Genomic DNA, 17,733 nt, shown 5'->3' with positions numbered 1-17,733 from the left:
ATCCACTCGTCATTCTCCAGCTCCTCAATCCATAATTGAGCGACCTAGCGGAGAGGATTCGCACCTAGCTTGCGGCTCATGTTCGTCCTGGCGCATGCAGCAGTACGATTATCGAGCATCATGTACTTTCTAAAAAAAACGCCCCGCAATGCGGGGCGTTTTCATTACCGGAGCTGTCAGGCAACCGCTTCATCAGGAAGAGCGTCCAAAGCATCTGCATTGCCATCTGGCTCGATGTAGCCCTTGGCTTCACGGTCTTTCTTCTCTGCGTTGACGCTGGCTTCTGCCTTTTCGATATCCTCCTGAAGCTCTGCAACTTTGCTGGCGTAGGCTTTTGCTCGAGCGCTCTGACCCAGGCCAACCAGTGAGCGGATTAGCCGCGCCATTTGGTTGCTTTTGCTGGCGCGGAATTCATCAGCTTCGGAGCTATCAATCTTTTCATGCAACCAGGCAGTATCGACCTGAATAATCAAGTGGTCGAATGCATGAAGCAGACTGCTCATCCGCTTGATTTCCGGGCTGGTGATCTCGAACTCACGAGTCAGTGGGGAGCTGTACCCGGCAAGCTCTTTGATTCCTAAGCTCTTCAGAAGAGCATCCATCCGCTCAGACTCGTCACGCACGGCTACTTCCATGCGCTCAATCTTCTTCGAGACAGCCTCTACTACCGCTTTGTGATCAAAGGTCTTGAGGCGTTTAGCCAGCTTTCGCGAGGTAACGTCGATGATGAAGAGGGATGTCATGAGGCTATCGAATCGGTTACCGGCGAAGAACTTTGCCTGCTCCGTGTTCAGTATCATTTTGCCTTTGAGTGATGGCTTCGAATATTGGTATTTGGTCGGTTGTGGTTGATCGGTGGCCATTGGCGATTTCTCCGGATGTTGGTGGCCAGACTATTGCACCAGCTTGCGGAGGCTCTGTTTTTCGATTTCGCGCACGAATTGCGTCGGAAATTGACATGTGTTTTTTTCGGTTGACGACAAGCTGAAATGGCGGTGAGAATTGCAGCACTCATCGGCTAAAGTCGATTATGAATTTGCCTCCTGGAGGCTATTGACCCTACGTGTCAGCATGCTGCTGTCACTGGTACCCATGACGTGTATGCGTCTGGGAGCAAGCCAAGCTGAGCTTATCAGCTTAAAAACCAAGCCTACGCTCGCGTAGCGCTAATCAAAGAAGGAAGCCCTTGGGCTTCCTTTTTTTGTGTCAAAAAACCCTAACGGGGATCTCCCGTTAGGGCGTTCTCCGTTTCAAAAATATGGAGAACTGAAAAATGGCATCTACGACCCTCAAAGTTAAAGTGCTGACCGCGTTTGGCTTTCTCGTTGCAACGTTGGGAGCTGCATACGCACCGGAGTTTGCAAAGCATGTTTTGCCTTTGGCACTCTGCGTTTTTCTCGCTGTAGTGATTCTGAATGGTAAGCAGATTCTGCTTGGCTCACTGAGTTACCTGCGCGGTTGTTTGAAGGCTTCGACTCCTCAAGCTACCAAGACTTTACCCAACGCCCGTTGGTGTAACAGCGTCGACTATGACAACTACTACATTCCTTCGTACCTGCGTCGCCAGGGAGAAGCGAAATGATCCGTGTTGACTTCGATGTTCCAAGCTACCTCCGTCTTCAACAGGGCCTGTGCATCGTTTCGGAACGCCTGGCTCATAAGCTTCCCGAGGCAGAAACCAATGAACCGATGAACCAGGCGCTGGAACCGGTGGTGATTAACAACTTCTACCGGCCGCAGGGCCGTCACCAGGTTGCATTGATCGATAAGCAGCAGCAGGGCGAGATAACAGGGGAGTTCATTCCCCGCGATTCCCAGCCCGAGCATCAAGAACCCGCTCCAGAGATCAGAGTTGCCGAAGGCGATGATGAGCTTGATGGGTACGCTCCTGAACTGAATTTTCAAGGCGTTGTTGGTAAGTCTGTGACCGGCGAATACCGCGGTTCAGGTTTCGCGCATTACCGGTTTCTCAGGAAAAATGGAAAATCGTTCTTCCTGCGTATCGGTGAGCACCTGGTTTGGGGAGTCGAGCTTAACGCTCAGCTGCGTCAGTCAGGTGCGCAACAAGGTGACAAGATCTCGCTGACATTCCTTGGAAAAACCGCTGTGAGTGTCCTCAAAGATGTGATTGTCGACGGTCAAGCAGAACAGGAGTGGATGGATACACATCGAAACTCTTGGCAAATCAAGATCATTAAATAGCCAGCAAATGCGCCCTAAGGGGCGCATTCCAATTCCACGGAGGTACACATGTCCCAAAACTCAGAAGGCAATTACGCCCCAGAGAAGAAAGATGTGCTGGTAGCTGCTGATGGCCGCTGGCATGACATTTACACGAGCCTCGCACCTTCCCTGGTGCCGGCACACAAAAAAGCAGGCCGGGGTGTTTCATGCCCGGTGCATGGTGGAGAGGACGGGTTTAAGATTTTCCGTAAGACGGCTGTATCGTCAAGCGGAGGGATCTGCCGTACCTGTGGTGTCAAAGCTGATGGCATAGCTCTTCTAATGTGGGTGAACCACTGGAGTTTCCATCATGCTTTACAGGAAATCGGAGCGTTGCTTCGGGTTAAAGATCCGTATGGACGCAGCGCTGATGGCTTTAGCCCAAGCGTTGTAATCCGTAAGGACCCAGCCCCAGCCAAGCTAGAGCCTTCAGATGATTGGCTGCGTGAAGCTATGCGCAAACTGTGGATGGGTACCGTTCCTCTAACACATCCATCAGCGGAGCCAGCAAGGCTCTATCTTCGCTCTCGAGGCATTCTTGCTTGGGATCGAACCGAGCTGAGCCGTTACGTTCGCTTCCACCCGGCATTGACCTACTTGGACAAAGCCGGCAAGCGTTCTAAGCATCCCGGGATAGTGTGTTCGCTCATCGATCCAGAGGGCCAGGCTGTGACCATCAACCGTCACTACCTGACAGTAAAGGGTGAAAAAGCAGACATCGCTGAACCAAAAAAAATGTTCCCAATTCCCAGCAACCGCAAGCTCCCTGGTTGTGCTGTACCTACATCACAAACGAGTGAAGTCTTGAATGTATGTGAGGGATTGGAAACGGCTCTGTCGGTAGAAACAGCCATGGGCATAGCTGTGTGGCCCTTAGTGAATACATTCCTGATGGAGACCTTCGTACCGCCAGCCTGCACCAAAGCAGTCCGAATTTGGGCTGACAAGGACCGTAAGGAGGGTGGCCAAAAAGCCGCATCCGTGTTGAAAAAACGTCTGTGGGAAATGGGGATCAAGGCGCAGATAATGTTGCCGGATATGCCCATCCCTGACGGCTCCAAAAGTGTCGATTGGAATGACGTTCTTCGTGAGCGTGGTTCTATCGGCTTCATCGGCCATGAGGTCTATCGCGTGCAGCGATAGGCCTCTGGCCTTCCCATACCCCTCTTCTTTTTCCGACCATAAAAGCGCTTGAAATCGCGACCTTCAGCTTTGGCCAACGCTCACAATTCGAGCATCCCCATCTTGGCCAGACGGACTCATGACGCCCCTTAAATTTCCCATCTTATTGCTTGCTGCCGCTATTAGCAGCACTCCCCTTGCGGAAGGGATCCAACCCGCCGAACCGAAAACACCCCAAGTAGCAGGATCTTCGTTCTATCAGGATAAAGAGCGCGGCTGGTTCTGGTATGAAGAGCCGCCTCCAGAAAAGGAACCTGAAGAGCTCAAACCCCCAGTAGTACCTCCGGCCCCCCCTCCAGCAGTAACGGAAATCATGGTGCCCCCTGCGCCCGAACTACCTCCGACCGGCACTGTGGCCTGGATACGCGAGATGCTTCCGAAAATGCGTGACGCAGCAATGGATAGCCCAACCGAGGAAAACGTTAGCGCTTATTTTTGGGCCAACCGAATCATGATGGACAAGGCCGAGCTTTTCTCACGTCGAACGGTTGACGTGATCCGAAATGACCCTCTGCTCGACGAGGATATGCGTTATCCAGCTTCCAACGCTGCCTCAGATGCTTTGGCAACTGCGGCCGGCAAGCAAAAAGAAACGTTGTTGAAGCAAATCGCTGGAAGCTCCGCGCTGATGTTCTTCTACAGCGGAAATGACTGCATTTTATGCGAGCAGGCCCTAGCCGCGGTCTCAGCTCTTGAGTTCAGGTACGGATTTACTGTGATGCCGGTCTCTATGGACGGGGCTCCTCTTCCTGGCGGCAAGTACCCGAACACACAGTACGACACTGGGCTCGCGGAGCAGCTGGGCATCGTCACTTCACCTGCATTAGCCCTAGTTGTCCCTCCGAGTGACGTGAAGATCGTGAGCTTCAGCACCGTGTCAATGGAGACGGCAACTACGCGAATTCTCATCGCCGCGAACGAAGCGGGACTGATTTCCGATCAGGAATACAACGCTACATCTCGCCTTAACACAATGGGGTTAATCGACGCCACGAAGCTGGCTGACGCCCCGCAAGATGCAACAAAGGACCCTAGAAAATTCGTGAATCGGATGCGCGAAGAAGCTCGCCGCGCCTTTCAAAAAAACAACGGAGGTGGACAGTGAAAATCAAACCTATCGCCCTTGCTGTAGCCCTGTTCGTGTCGCCTTTTGCGGCTCAAGCGAATATTCAACAGCAGGTTAATGAGATGTTCAGTGGCATGATCAACGTCACCAACCCTGGGGCATATAGAACCGCCACTCGCGGCGTTGTAACCGGTGGTTCTGTTGTTCTACGGAATCGAATATCCACTGCCAATCTAATCAGTATTACGCCTCCAAGCGCAAAAGGGGGCTGTGGGGGCATCAATCTTTACAGTGGCTCGTTCTCCTTTATCAACGGTGAGGAGTTCGTAGCGCTTATGAGGAACGTAGCGTCAAACGCAGCTGGCATTGTCTCCGGTTTTGCTTTTGAGCTGGCGCTGGATGCAATGGATGCTCAGACAGGTGGTGTCATCCGCAACCTGGCCAACAAGATCCAGTCACTCAATCAAATGTTTTCCAACAGCTGTCAGTTGGCGAGCGGTTTGGTAACGAATGCAAAAAAGGCATATGAAGAGAGCACTGACTTCAAATCCGCGATGACAGCCTTTGGCTCGAACGTCTCATCCGACTTTTTCACCGCAAAATCCACGAAAGAGGACTCTCCGGCTAGCCGCATCACGTCTGCTGGAAAAGCGGTCCAGTGTGAGAACACCGGGAACGTACTTTGGTGCGCCATGAAGAAGTCTGGTCTCCAGTCTCAAATTCTTTTCGGCAGCGACGAAAACGCGGAGTTCGTCATGTCAATGGTCGGCAGCTACAACGTGGTGCTCACTAACGATGACAAAGGAGGAAAAAACTTCGCAGCGCAGCCTATGCCCAAGTTGATCACCGGCGAAGGCCTGAAAATTCTTGTTGAAGGCTCTACCAACCTTGATGTGAAGGTGTATCAGTGTGGCCAGAACGATCCGGACTGTGCTGACCCGAACGTTCGTACCCTCACTAGTTTCAAGGGGCTCGAAACACGAATCCTGGAGGATCTGAAGAACAATGGAATCCTTGAACGATTTGCCAACGGTACAGCTACGACTGCTGACGGAAATCGTATTGCTTACCTAGCCTCAAGCCGCGTGGGTGTAAATCTGATGAAGATCACCCAGAAAGCCGGCGCTCAATCTGGCTACGACTATCTGGATCAGTTCGCCAAGAAGATTGCTGCAGATGCTTCGATGAGTCTTATCTATCAGCTTCTTGGGCATACAGAGAAAGGCCTGACCAGTCTGAATATGGCGGACGCAGGGAAGGTGATTGAAGATCTTAGGGCTACCAAAGGCGAGCTCATGGATGAATATCGCTCCTACATCGAGGAGGCGATGAAAGGCAAAGATGCTGATGGCCAAGCAGAAAAAATGCTCCAGATGGCTCCTGTTTTCGATAGCGGAACCTTGCCCCAAGGGACCATCAACGATAACGCAGGCGCATAGGGAGGAATTCTATGGACTTTACAATCTACACGACTGGCAGTGCCGAATTTCTTGAAATTATGCTGAATGCCTGCGCCATGATCACAGGAAGCGGCGACTCCGAAGACCTTGCCCGAATTGGCGCACTACTAGGCCTCCTCCTGCTGGCGTTTCAAGCAGTTTTTAATAATCAGGCGATCACTTTCGGAAAGGCGGGCCTTGTGCTTGTCCTCTACATGATGTTTTACGGCCCCACGGTCACTACGGTCATCGAGGATACGGTGTCATCGCAGGTGCGGGTGGTGGATAACGTACCTCTGGGCCCAGCCTTTGTCGGCTCCGTGATTTCTACAGTGGCCTATCGCATCACAAAGACTACGGAGCAGGCTTTCTCAACGCCAAGCATGACTGATTACGGGCTATTTTCTAGCCTGAGCACATTGTCGAAGGTTCGTGATGCCCTTCGAAACCCGATGGCTCTGGATAGCTTCCAGAACTATCGGAAATCAGAAGGGTGGGATCTCCCACGATCAGTGAATGAGTACATGACATTCTGCTCCCTGAACCCAGTTGCGCTGCGGACCGATAAGACCTTGACTGATCTTTACCGGGCACCTGGTTGGTCGCAGGTGTTGTCTAACCAAAACTCGTCGATGTTCATCTACGTTTATGATGGAACAGCTGGCGCGATGAAAAGCTGTGCAGAGGCGCGCTCGTTCCTTAACGCGCATTTGCAGAATGTCTACACGGACGTCCTGGGGGACATTCTTCAGAAAGGTTTTAGCGAAGAGGTCAAGACCAACCGGATGACAAGTGGCGTCCAGGTTCAAGTGGCCACTGATCAGGCTATTCAAAGTCTTGCACTGAGCAGCAAATCAGCTCAAGACTACGTTTTGACGTCCCTGATTGCGCCAATTTTCAATGATTCTCGTGTCGACGCTATGAACCATTGGCAAGAGCAAAGAGCAGCTATGGCTCTCCGAGAGTCGCTAAATCAGCAAGAAATCCAGTGGGCGGGGAAAGGGGATAGCTTCAAGCATTACATGAGGCCGATGATTGCCTTCTTTGAAGGAATGCTCTACGCCATGACCCCATTCCTTGCTTTCGCTCTTCTCCTGGGAGGGCCCGGACTGTCAATTCTTGGAAAATACCTGGTGCTTCCTCTAGCGGTGGGCTTGTGGATGCCTCTGCTAAGTATCGTGAACGCCTTTACCCTTTGGTATGCAGGAGCCCAAATGGAGGCGGTATTCAACGGATACGACCCGACAGGGCCTGGTTTTGCAATGCTCCAACTGATGGATATAGACAAAGCCATCGGCAAGGCATTGGGCATTGGCGGTCTGCTTGCCGCCTCGGTGCCACCCTTGGCACTGTTCATTGTTTCCGGCTCTGCAATGGTTGCAAACAGTCTTATGGGTCAGATGACGTCTGGTGACAAATTCAAGTCCGAGGACGTTAATCCTCGATCTCAGGCGAGCGCTCCTGTTCTAAGCACGAATGCTTCCTTCACATCTGATCAGGTGAGCACAGGTGTTGCCAAAACAGGCACTACGCAGCTTGCAGAAACTATCAGTAGTGAGCAGGCAGCAAGTTCTGTGGTGCAGAGTGCAAGTATGGCTTCACAAACTGCTACGTCGCAGTACCAGGAAAGTCTCAAGGCAGCCGGGCAACAACTCAGTTCGTCGGGCACGGGACGACAGGCGCTCGCGCAGATTGGGGAAAACCTTTCAGCAAGTTCTGCCCTCAGCTCAAATGCATCCTATAACGAAGCAAAGGAATCCTTGCGCAGTCTCGGCTTGTCCGAATCGTCACTTAATCAGGCTACCTCTAACGCTGCGATGGGGGTTTCAACTCCGTTTGGCGGACTTAAGCGAACAGATAACACCTCCGCTGACACTATGACCCAGGAAAACAGGGCCAAAGCAGAGAAGGCGCTGGCCCAGCTCACGCAGTCCGTCCAATCAACAGATTCGAATGTGCTCACCTTCGCTACTGGTGACGCATTCTCGAGCAGCGCATTGGCTCAGCAGAGCGCTTCAAATACCGACGAAATCGGGAAGACTCGTTCAAGCGCGATTCAAGCTCAACAGACCTACAATCAAGCCTCTTCGCTACAAGACACGATTAAAGCAGGCCAATCTCTCTCTCTTAGAGACGCCGGCGTCAAGGCACTCACCCGAGGGTTGGGGCGTAATGAAACTGGCCTGGCTCTTGAGAAAATCGCGGGGCAAACAGAGTCGGGTAAAGAGTTGTATGAGCAAGCCTTTGGAAGCCAGAGCATCCAAGACATGTCGAAAGATACGAGCGAGCGTCGCGCGATGGCAGCAATTCGTGCGATCAATCAGGACGGACGTCTTGGTGATCTCTTGATGAGCCAATACAACCCATTCGATTTTAACGTCAACCAAGGAGACGCAAACTCGAACGCTGGTCTCACAAGCAGTGCCGCCAAGGCCACTGCCGGCACCGACGCCATCGCGGGCAAGCTTGATGCAAAATGGAACTCAAATGCTGGGGCCTATGCAAGTTCAAATGACATGAATGCCAGTGGCTATCAAGCTACGAAGGAGGATGGCGCGACGGTTATTGGGCAGCGAAACTCCGAGAATATGGATCCAGTGATTGATGCGAACTCGCAAAATCAGGATCACGTGAGTAACCGTTCTTCCCAAGCTGCATATGAAACATTGGCAGCAAGGGGGCAAGCTGCGAGCCAAGGTACGAATCTAGGCAGCGTTGTAGCTAATGGTGCTAATGGAGCTTTTACAGGGATCAATACGATTGCTGGTGCCTTCCGCAGCGGCTCCGATAGTGAAAAACTCGAGAACTATTACGACATTGGTATCAATCAAGGGCTGAAACCCGAGGAAGCGCAGTACTTTGCCGCCAAGGCTACTGGCGAGTTTGGATCGACCGAGGGGGATGCCTACCGTGAGCTGAATGGTTACTACCGTAGCCAAGGCATTCGGGATACCAACTACATCGCTGGGGCCATCACCGCGATCGATGATGCTGCAAAAGCCCCCGAAAGTGGTTCCTATCCGACCCTTACAGCGCTCGCTGATTCAAGGGCCGCAGTGCACTATCAGACGCACCAAGCGCCATCACCTGAGGACGTGCCTCAAATGCCATCCCACGGGCCGGGAAGTGAGGCTGTGCCTCAAATGCCATCCCACGGGCCGGGAAGTGAGGCTGTGCCTCAAATGCCATCCCACGGGCCGGGAAGTGAGGCTGTGCCTCAAATGCCATCCCACGGGCCGGGAAGTGAGGACGTTCCACAAATTCCATCCCACGGGCCGGGTAGTGAGGACGTTCCACAAATTCCATCACCTGGCCCGACCAGTCAGGAGACCGTTCAAGTTCCAACCCAGGGTCCGACCAGGCAATCAACCCAATCTGTTCCAGCACCTTCATCAGCGGCACCGGCTGCCCCAAAACCACAACGACCTACGGGGATTAATACTGACTAGATGATTTAAACTCAAACAACAAGGCCGGGATTCCCCGGCCTTTTTTTTAACCAACCACATGCTTTACCCCTTGAAGATTCCAGCCAGTCGATCCTTCATTGCCTTAGCGATGCGAACTCGGAACAGGAACAGCATAACGGACAGACCAGCGCTCACACACAATGCTTGAGCACCCAAACGGGTGAACACAACAATGTTGATCATAATGAGCACCATGATGCCGAAGAACTCAGCATTCGCCTTCGCACCGGTAAGGACCTGGTCTTCTGTAAGCATCCACTTCGGCGAGAGGCAAAACGGACAAACTGAGGACTCTGGATCGCGGCCTCCAATAGGCACACCGCTGATGTAGAACGGGGCGCTAGTAATCACCTTCGGGACCATCATCTTCTTACAGCACTGGCACTCAACTTTATCGTTTCGCATCTCGGTCACCATTGGGTTCGTCTCACCAACATAATCTCACCACCAGGGGAAAACCCAAACGGAAAAAGCCCCAACGCGAGGGGATGGGTTGCGAACAGCTTTTCCTGGATGGGACTCAGTGGTTACACCAGATGCATCGGCCGGGTTTCAGCGCGTAACGAGCGTTGATTTCCTTGCACTTGCTGCAGGATGTGAGGGTGATGTCACCGGTCTTCATTGCGTTGCTGAGCTGGTAGCCATTGGAAGGGGAGATCAACTCACTGGCCGGGATGCCAACCGCTTTACACAGATCCACGTACTCACGATGAGCCGCAACCACCGCCCGAGCATTCGTCCGGCGGAGTGGATTGTCGGCGAGAAGCCTGTACACAGTGAGGTAGAGCAGGCAGTGAAGCGGGCTCTCAGCCAAGGTCTTATTCGGTGCCTGTATTCGACCGCTTTGAGACTGTACAAGGGGTGTATCACGAAGCAAAGAGCGCTTCATCCGGACTACCTCGTCAGCATTCAATCCTGTCCATTGCGCTACAAGCTTTGGCTGTAGCTTCTGCTGAAGCAACTCTGTCGCGATCACATCTAGAGGCATTGTGGACGGATAGTCTTTGACCCGACCGATACCACTTACGCCTGGCTTGAGGAAGTACCGGAGGTCACCAAGCAATACTGTGGTTACGTCCCTCAATTGATCGTCTGGTGATGACATGTTCATCCTCAGTCTCCTGAGGTTGCATCTTGTGCCAATAGAGAACCCGCCGCGGCTTACCAACATCATGCGAGAGTCGAAAGAACCCGCCTCGAACACCCGATACCCAACATCGTCGAGACCCACAGCAAGAATTGGGCTTGTCTGATTGACGCGTGAGAAGTGACAAAACTCCATGAACATGACCATTTTGTTACCGATTTCTCGGAATTCCTCATCGTCCAGGTACCCCCTACCAACCTTCAAAGTATTGTAGTGAACACGGTAGAGGGAAACGGGAAGGGCATCTACAGCGTTTAACTGACGCTGGTTTGCGCTCAAAGAAGAAAGCCAAACCATATCGCTTTGAGTCAATCGTTGCTCGGCGAGAATTACATTGAAATCTCGCAAGCCAGACGTTAGCCAGCGCAGACCCATTTGTATCATCGATGCATTGATCTTAACCCGCATGTCTTTGCCCTTACTTCAAACGCTGTAGTGAACGCCAAATGCTGAGCACATTACTCGCATACTGGCGTGCGTCAAGTTCCCGCCTAGGGTTTCGAGTATGGTACCCGCCAATAGCAAGTTGCATATCGACAGGGTATTGCGCAATCGACTCGCAAAGTATCTGGGCACCAATTCGGATGTTTACTTCAGGGTCAAGAAGAAGCTCTGGGCGCGCTACTCGATTACCATTCCAACGGTAATTTATTTGCATAATCCCTATATCGGTCAGAATGTCTTCGGCAATATACTTGCCGAGTACAACCTTGGCATCCATATAGGTATTAGGGTACAGGGCACCACTAGGCGCGTTCCGAAGCGCAAATGGGTGTGGTGCAACCATCCCTTTTCCGGCGGAAGTTTTAGATTCATTCAGGGCCAGTGAATATAGAAGCAGTGGGTCCGGCTTGCATGCGGAGGCCTTTGAGGCTCGCTCCCACATTGTCCCTTTTAATGAAAACCCATTAGCGCTTGCTGAATTAAATATAGCAATGCATGCATAGACAGCAATAAAGGAGCTGGCGCGGATATTAAACATTAGCCCCCCTTATCCAGTTAGCAACTGGGCGAGACGTTGGCTCATTACTAATTGGTTCTTTTCTGCCCTCAGAGACATTATTATTCTGCTGAGTATCAGCCTGCTTGCTTTTAGTATCTTCGGTCGCGCTAATCATACTTAGATACAGTGCTGCCATTGCAACAAGCCTTTTGCCCCGATAATCGGGGTCAATAGTTTCAAGATGCGCGTGCAATTCTTGTGTCGCTGGCGTGACTCGACATTGTAGTCTCATCGTTTTATCCACATTCCCTCCTCAGCGCTTCCCTGCGCAGCCGTTTAATTAAGAGCGTGCTATATGCCAGAAACCTTCGGCATTGCTTTTTACACTATTAACGGGCTTAACTACCAACGCATCGGGGAATTCTTTTCTAGCATATGGCTCATACAATGAGGCTCCCCCACCGCCGAGAATCACACAGTCGATAGCGCGCCCCTTCAGGAATCGAAGTCCTTGTTTGATCTCAGTGAAGACGGATGGGATAACACGTTCGGCAGCACGCTCGAGATATTCAGATAGTTCAACTTTGCGGCCATAAATCAAAATGTAAGACTTACCCGACTGAAGCGCATGTTCGATCTTTTCTACACCAGGAATACCGCCATGATCCTTCGCAATTTCTTCGTTGCATGCTTCAAGTACAACAGACATAGCTTTGAGGCTGCTGCTGCTGGAGTTTACTACTAGCTCGCGATGGTCAAATACCACCCAATCAACACTGAAAAACCCCGGATCAATAATGATTGAAACTGACTCCTCAATAACTTCCGAAGCATCTGAGTTGCAGTAAATCTCCGTCAGAGTCCCGATAGGCTGAGCAACAACCTCTACTTGCTTAACCGTAACCTCTCGCTTGGGCGTAATCCGATGCGTCCCGGTCATACGCTTCATCAGGGCTTCTACATAGGGCTTATCGCGAGCCTGCGAGACAGGAAGGCCAGTTACTAAGCAGTCAATCACGTCTTTATCACCGGCCGCATGAAGCAGAGCCCCCTTAAATAGGGCCTCATAGGCGTGCGAGGAAGTGTAGTCCTCGTGCAGCTCTCGTCCATCCTGAACTCGGCCGGGCGCGGCAAATGCCACCCAGGGCGCGCCATCAACTTCAACGATTACTTCACCGGGGCGTAACCCAGAATCCCCAGGCAGAACGCTCAAGGGAGCGGCCTGCGAGGGACGAATAATCGACTCCGGTTGCCCATCGCCACTGCCAAAAACGCAAATGACGTTGCTGTAACCAATATCCAGACCTAAGGCGTTACCCATTCGTATGCCGCTCCCAGCAAAAAAATGACAAAAGAAGTGCGTCAGATGACGACGCGCATGACCCCGCAGCACATGAAACCCCATATCCAAAGAATCCCAAGCGCTATATCTGCATCACCCGGTCACCAGATGACGACACACCGTAATAATCAGCCTTCCTGAAAGCTTTGGGCTTCGTTTTCAGGACGTTTTAGCGTCTGAAAACGATCCGCGCCTTCTCTGTCGACCCGCAAAATGCTCCCATCCACAAAGGAGCAACACATGAACTCACCCTCTGAAGCACCCAAGCACCCAGCAGTAGCTGAAATTGATCGGATGTATGCAGTTCTCGTTGAGCGTGCGGAGGATTTGCGGGAAGCCTTTTTCAAGACAGCATTGGATCTTCATGCGGGCAAGCCTGGGCATATCCCCATTGGCATCAATGTCAAGCAGTCGAGCCCCAATGCTTACTCGTTTAACTGGGTGAAAATTGAGCTAATCAAGGGCGACGGGAAGAACGGCAGTCAGAAGATCACTACCCTAGATAAGGGACGGGGTAGCAATTACCCGCTGAATGGCTTCAACTTTGTGAAAGGCAGCTTGAACCCTATCGTGCGTGGTTATGAGCTACAGCTTCGGGAGATACGGGTAGCCGGTTCAATGCTCCAGAAGATCCGCAGATCGCTGATCGCAGCAGCGACGAGGGTAGCGTCAGTTGAGCAAAGGGTGGTCATTCTCGCGGAGGACCGGCGCTAAGTAGTGCTGTATTACGGTAGTCAGGCTGCGACATCTCTTCACGACACCCCTTCACAACGCCGATTTCCCATGACGACACCTCTTCACGTATACGGGCTACCGAACCAGGACGTGGCAAAACCCACAAGCCGCGTGCCATGCGGCTTTCAGCCACGACACCTCTTCACGACACCTCTTCACAACGCCAATTTCCCATGACGACACTCCATGACGACACCCCTTCACGCTCGATATGCCTGAAAGCCGCATGGAGCGGGCTTAAAGCCAAAAACGCGGATTGACCGCGTGAAAGGCTGCTCTCTATGGGAAGTTACACCTCAGACTTCCATAAATAAAAGATGGGGAGTGGGGCTCAAAACTTTAAACCTGTGTCGCGAAGCGGGGGAAGGCGGTGTATCGGAAGTGAGAAAACGCCTGCGGACGGGAGAGGGCAGCTAGCGGATTCGGAGCGCACTAAATCCTTGGGATTGATTGCGATGGTGGGAGCATTGGCACAACGCAAATTTGCGGGCTGGAGTAAGCAGCCAGGATTGAGAGGGAGTAAATCTCATGCACGGGAGCGAACAACTGGAACTACTGCTTGGATCAATCGGCGCATTGAGTGCCGGGTTAGCAACCGCCTGGCTGACCTGCTACGGATCGAGGTATGTACTCAGCGATGCGAAAACCGACTGCGCGAAACTGCGGGCGGCGATGAAAGCCTTGGCTGGCAAATATGCGAGCGTAAGGGGAGGGCCAAGCGAATGATCTTCGCGAACCTGCCATACCTCGGAGCATGGACATCAGCGATCCACGGGATGATTTTTCCTGGCATGTGCATTACCGGCATCGCTTGCTGCGTAAGCTTGTCGATCAAGTCAGCATTGGTTGTCACCAGCGTGATATCGAACATAAAGAGCCGGCGAAACACGGCAATGAACAGGCGGTGACATTTGGAGTTTAGAAAAAGAGATGACGGTAGGTTATTCCCGCCGGTGCTACCAAACGGCGATTTCATAGGCGTTGCCCATGGGAGCCAACTCCGGCAGGTTCTTTTTTCAGTGCGAGAAGACGGCCTGTACGGGGAGGGTGTATTTCTCCTATGGCACGAGATAGCCGGCGTATCCATCACTGACGCCAAAGGATTCCAGATTCGGAGCGGAAAATATGCCAGCGGCGGAATTGGATTTAACGCAGGGGCATCTGCGCTGCTCGATCTGACTGGGGAAATCGTTACCCGGATAGACGGATACACTGTCGACTACTGCCTGATGAATCGCATCAGCTACGAGTCAAAACGAAAGGTGTTACCCAGTCATTAGTAGTGAGGCGACAGCCCAGCAAGACGACTGGGCCATCAACCGTGTTAGAAGTGAAGCGACTTACTTCCATAAAATAAACTTTGGTGGATCTTGTAGAGGTCAACCTGTGTCGCGTAGCGGATAGCCCTGACGGCCGAAAATAGATGAAATGACGAGGCAGGCATGAGCAAGCTAAAGGGGATACGTCTGTACGGATCAAGTGGCGATCAAGCTGTATACCAATTCTGTATTCCCGGCGAACCGAGTTGGATACGGCAGATGTTTGTTGAGCTAGAAAGGCGCGTCCCTGGAAGTCATGACCTGCTGATTGTGCTGCTTAATGTACAGAAGTGTCGAGAAATGAGGGGGCTTGGCTCTGAGGCAGTATTCCGTCTGCTTAAAGATGCGGAGGAAGAACTTAACGCTGGAGATCGCAATTTTCTGTTGAGAACGTTTTACATTGGTTTTCTCACAGAACTAAAAATCCTGTTTGATCGTTTGAACACGATGCGAGTTGATGAGCGGGACAAGGTTCTTGATGGCATGCGTCCATACTACAGATCTACAGGGAGCTATATGGAAACCTCATTCGATGAGCTTGAGCGAATCTTACTTATGGGAAATCAAAATATTGAAAGTTATTGGTCTGCCGTGAAACGCGATCTATGAAATGTGTCGCGAAGCGGATGAATGCAGGCCGTTACGGTGACCTACAAAAATACGGAATAGATGTTTTATGTATGGAGTTAATGAGTTGATCGGGGCCAGCGTTAGTTTTTCTTTCGATGGCTACAACCTACCTGGTGACATGGGGTCGTCTGAGGAAATATTAGAGGTCCTGCATGCGGACATTCCTGGAGTCAGGATCTCCTAAATGCAATCTTGCTGACTCAAGAGTGTGCAGAGTTGCGTGAGCGAAGTTCTATGGTGATGGCGGTATTGCTTAGTGAATACGAGCCAACACTCGGGCACGCTGATGCGTTGCGAGCAAGAACTTTTTTTGCCGCGGCTATCACAGAGCTGAAGATGGTTCTTGATGAAATTAAAGATTATCCGCAAGCAGAGCAGGAAAAAGTATTGTCGCGTTTGGGTGATTATTTAGGTGAAGGCGTCAAAAAGTTGGACACCTCGTTTGAAGGTATGGAACATGTATATTTGCTGAGCAACCCGAATACGGGGAGATATTGGTTGTCGGTGAATCGATAAAAAAACATGCGTCTTTGTATTGGAGATAGTTGAATGCATTCAAGTGCGAGCTGTAAAAATCGAATGCTGTGCTGGAATCCAGGAACTGACCAGGTAGTTTTAGTACCATGGCCAGATTTAAACGGACTGAGCGATAGTTACAGGATGAGCGCTCTGGCTTGTTATCCTCATGTACAGCAAATGAGTGATGAGCAAAGGAAGGCACTGGTCTTTATCGAAGGGATGACGCTAATTATTCGTGAAGGTTGCTCACCCGCAGCGGTGCACCAAGCACTCTGGGGGCTAAGTGAGTACCGTAGTGGCTGTCCAGAAGACATGCCCAGTGCAGAAGCTTCGGTGATTCCTTTCAAAAACTAGATCTGAGAAATACGAATACTGAATCGCCCCGGGTTTCCTAGACACTCTCCAGGCTCGCTGCGTAACGCTTTTCAAACTCTACCGGTGACAGCTGATTGTTGAAACTGTGGCGTCGTTTTGGGTTGTAAAACATCTCGATGTAATCGAACACATCATCCCGAGCATCCTGGCGTGTAGTGTAGATTTTACGCTTGATCCGCTCCCGCTTTAGCAGCTGGAAAAAGCTCTCCGCCACAGCGTTGTCGTGGCAGTTACCTCGACGACTCATGCTGGCTACCAGGTTGTTAGCTTTCAAGAAGCTTCGCCAGTCTGAGCTGCTGTACTGACTGCCTTGATCCGAGTGGATCATCACCTCTTGCTTCGGCTTACGTCTCCAAACCGCCATCAGCAGTGCATCAATGGCTACGTCGCTGGTCATCTGCGACTTCATTGACCAACCAATGATCTGGCGTGAAAACAGATCGAGCACCACGGCCAAATACAGCCAGCCTTCATATGTTCGGATGTAGGTAATGTCTGTGACCCAGACTTTGTTGGGTTCTCTGACATCGAATTGGCGCTTCAGTAAGTTCGGTGAGGCAACGGCTGGTTTACCGCCATATTTTCCCGGCCTCCGTCGATACCCAGTCTGAGAACGTAAACCTTCAAGGCGCATCAACCTAGCTACCCGGTGACGGCCACAGCTCTCACCAACCTCTCGCAGGTCATCATGGATCTTGCGATAGCCATAAACACCACCGCTTTCCAACCAGGAGTGTTTGATCAGTCCAAGCAGTCGCTGATCGTCCTTGGCTCGCGCAGATTTTGGTTCTGATAGCCACGCGTAGTAGCCGCTGGGATGAACCTTGAGCGTCAGGCAAAGCCGTCGAATCGCGTAATGACCCGCTTGCTGCTTAATAAAGGCGTACTTCAGCCGCACTCCTTGGCAAAGTACGCGGCGGCCTTTTTTAAGATGTCTCGCTCCTCCGTCACCCGTTTCAGCTCGGCCCGTAGACGACGAACCTCAGCGCTCTGATCATCCTCCTCAACGCGCTGTTCCTGGGGCTTGGTGTAGCGCTTAACCCAGGCATAGAGGCTGTGCACGGACACACCCAATCGTGCAGCCACCTCCGAGACAGGAAGCTTCTTTTCGGTCACTTGTTTGACCGCCTGGATTTTGAATTCTTCGGGATATCGCTGGTTGCTCATGGCACCTCCTAATGGGCCTCATTTTAAGGCTTGGAGGTGTCTACGAAACTAGGGGCGATTCATACTGTCTTCTTGCCCAGTGCTTTCTCCATCATATTTACCCCCTGAAAATGGGGGTAAGTCTGTGGATAAAGCCCTGCCGCAGCTGACGGGGAACGCTCCCCCGGCGATGCTCA

17 protein-coding genes are annotated in these 17,733 nt (G+C 51.8%); 9 read left to right on the top strand and 8 right to left on the bottom strand.

What is annotated here, in order from left to right:
- Nucleotides 1-176: 176 nt before the first annotated feature.
- Nucleotides 177-863 (bottom strand): DUF1845 domain-containing protein, encoded by a 687-nt coding sequence (locus tag JTY93_RS28210; protein ID WP_047229214.1) that lies wholly within the window; start codon nt 861-863, stop codon nt 177-179.
- Between the two features lie 410 nt (nt 864-1,273).
- Here JTY93_RS28210 and JTY93_RS28205 point away from each other — a divergent pair, with 410 nt between their 5' ends.
- From JTY93_RS28205 to JTY93_RS28180, 6 genes are all read left to right on the top strand, one after another.
- Nucleotides 1,274-1,582, top strand: a complete 309-nt coding sequence (locus JTY93_RS28205) for a hypothetical protein (RefSeq protein WP_047229213.1) — start codon at nt 1,274-1,276, stop codon at nt 1,580-1,582.
- The gene (locus tag JTY93_RS28200; protein WP_047229212.1) at nt 1,579-2,202 is read left to right on the top strand and encodes a hypothetical protein; all 624 of its coding nucleotides are present in this window, start codon (nt 1,579-1,581) and stop codon (nt 2,200-2,202) included. Before JTY93_RS28205 ends, JTY93_RS28200 begins: the two co-directional genes overlap by 4 nt.
- Before the next feature lie 48 nt (nt 2,203-2,250).
- On the top strand, nt 2,251-3,366 hold the full coding sequence (locus JTY93_RS28195; RefSeq protein WP_080962922.1) for a DUF7146 domain-containing protein: 1,116 nt from the start codon (nt 2,251-2,253) through the stop codon (nt 3,364-3,366).
- Nucleotides 3,367-3,484: 118 nt separating this feature from the next.
- Nucleotides 3,485-4,510, top strand: coding sequence for a conjugal transfer protein TraF (traF, locus tag JTY93_RS28190; protein WP_047229211.1), 1,026 nt, complete (start codon nt 3,485-3,487; stop codon nt 4,508-4,510).
- Nucleotides 4,507-5,910, top strand: a complete 1,404-nt coding sequence (locus tag JTY93_RS28185) for a conjugal transfer protein TraH (RefSeq protein ID WP_047229210.1) — start codon at nt 4,507-4,509, stop codon at nt 5,908-5,910. Before traF ends, JTY93_RS28185 begins: the two co-directional genes overlap by 4 nt.
- Before the next feature lie 11 nt (nt 5,911-5,921).
- Complete coding sequence (locus JTY93_RS28180; protein ID WP_170058668.1) at nt 5,922-9,359, top strand: conjugal transfer protein TraG N-terminal domain-containing protein; 3,438 nt, start codon at nt 5,922-5,924, stop codon at nt 9,357-9,359.
- Between the two features lie 63 nt (nt 9,360-9,422).
- Here the strand turns inward: JTY93_RS28180 and JTY93_RS28175 are convergent, their stop codons facing one another.
- From JTY93_RS28175 to JTY93_RS28155, 5 genes are all read right to left on the bottom strand, one after another.
- Nucleotides 9,423-9,785, bottom strand: coding sequence for a hypothetical protein (locus JTY93_RS28175; RefSeq protein WP_169899552.1), 363 nt, complete (start codon nt 9,783-9,785; stop codon nt 9,423-9,425).
- Nucleotides 9,786-9,900: 115 nt separating this feature from the next.
- Nucleotides 9,901-10,935, bottom strand: coding sequence for a hypothetical protein (locus JTY93_RS28170; RefSeq protein ID WP_047229208.1), 1,035 nt, complete (start codon nt 10,933-10,935; stop codon nt 9,901-9,903).
- Between the two features lie 10 nt (nt 10,936-10,945).
- Complete coding sequence (locus JTY93_RS28165) at nt 10,946-11,509, bottom strand: transglycosylase SLT domain-containing protein (protein WP_080727735.1); 564 nt, start codon at nt 11,507-11,509, stop codon at nt 10,946-10,948.
- Complete coding sequence (locus JTY93_RS28160; RefSeq protein ID WP_080727736.1) at nt 11,502-11,774, bottom strand: hypothetical protein; 273 nt, start codon at nt 11,772-11,774, stop codon at nt 11,502-11,504. The genes JTY93_RS28165 and JTY93_RS28160 overlap by 8 nt, the downstream gene beginning before the upstream one ends.
- Before the next feature lie 36 nt (nt 11,775-11,810).
- Nucleotides 11,811-12,791: a ParM/StbA family protein gene (locus tag JTY93_RS28155; protein WP_038445791.1), complete on the bottom strand. Its 981-nt coding sequence runs from the start codon at nt 12,789-12,791 to the stop codon at nt 11,811-11,813.
- A gap of 261 nt (nt 12,792-13,052) precedes the next feature.
- On the opposite strand from JTY93_RS28155, the gene mobI reads away from it, so the two are divergent.
- Nucleotides 13,053-13,526 (top strand): conjugative transfer protein MobI(A/C), encoded by a 474-nt coding sequence (gene mobI, locus JTY93_RS28150; protein ID WP_170058669.1) that lies wholly within the window; start codon nt 13,053-13,055, stop codon nt 13,524-13,526.
- 652 nt (nt 13,527-14,178) lie between these two features.
- On the opposite strand, the gene JTY93_RS28145 is transcribed toward mobI, so the two are convergent.
- Entirely contained in the window at nt 14,179-14,523 is a 345-nt protein-coding gene (locus JTY93_RS28145; RefSeq protein WP_154220709.1) for a hypothetical protein, read from the bottom strand.
- 466 nt (nt 14,524-14,989) lie between these two features.
- On the opposite strand from JTY93_RS28145, the gene JTY93_RS28140 reads away from it, so the two are divergent.
- Nucleotides 14,990-15,475 carry a hypothetical protein gene (locus JTY93_RS28140; RefSeq protein ID WP_038445794.1) on the top strand — a complete coding sequence of 162 codons (486 nt, stop codon included), beginning with the start codon at nt 14,990-14,992 and terminating at the stop codon, nt 15,473-15,475.
- Nucleotides 15,476-15,712: 237 nt separating this feature from the next.
- Nucleotides 15,713-16,012 carry a hypothetical protein gene (locus tag JTY93_RS28135; RefSeq protein WP_169898852.1) on the top strand — a complete coding sequence of 100 codons (300 nt, stop codon included), beginning with the start codon at nt 15,713-15,715 and terminating at the stop codon, nt 16,010-16,012.
- A gap of 394 nt (nt 16,013-16,406) precedes the next feature.
- Here the strand turns inward: JTY93_RS28135 and JTY93_RS28130 are convergent.
- Nucleotides 16,407-17,557, bottom strand: a protein-coding gene (locus tag JTY93_RS28130) for an IS3 family transposase (RefSeq protein ID WP_088500423.1) whose coding sequence is annotated in 2 segments (ribosomal slippage) — nt 16,407-17,323 and nt 17,323-17,557 — 1,152 coding nt in all. Because the reading frame shifts where the segments join, the coding sequence is not laid out codon by codon here.
- Between the last annotated feature and the right edge of the window lie 176 nt (nt 17,558-17,733).

Source organism: Pseudomonas hygromyciniae, assembly GCF_016925675.1.
Taxonomy (GTDB): Bacteria; Pseudomonadota; Gammaproteobacteria; order Pseudomonadales; family Pseudomonadaceae; genus Aquipseudomonas; species Aquipseudomonas hygromyciniae.
This window is presented reverse-complemented; position numbering and strand designations above follow the sequence as displayed.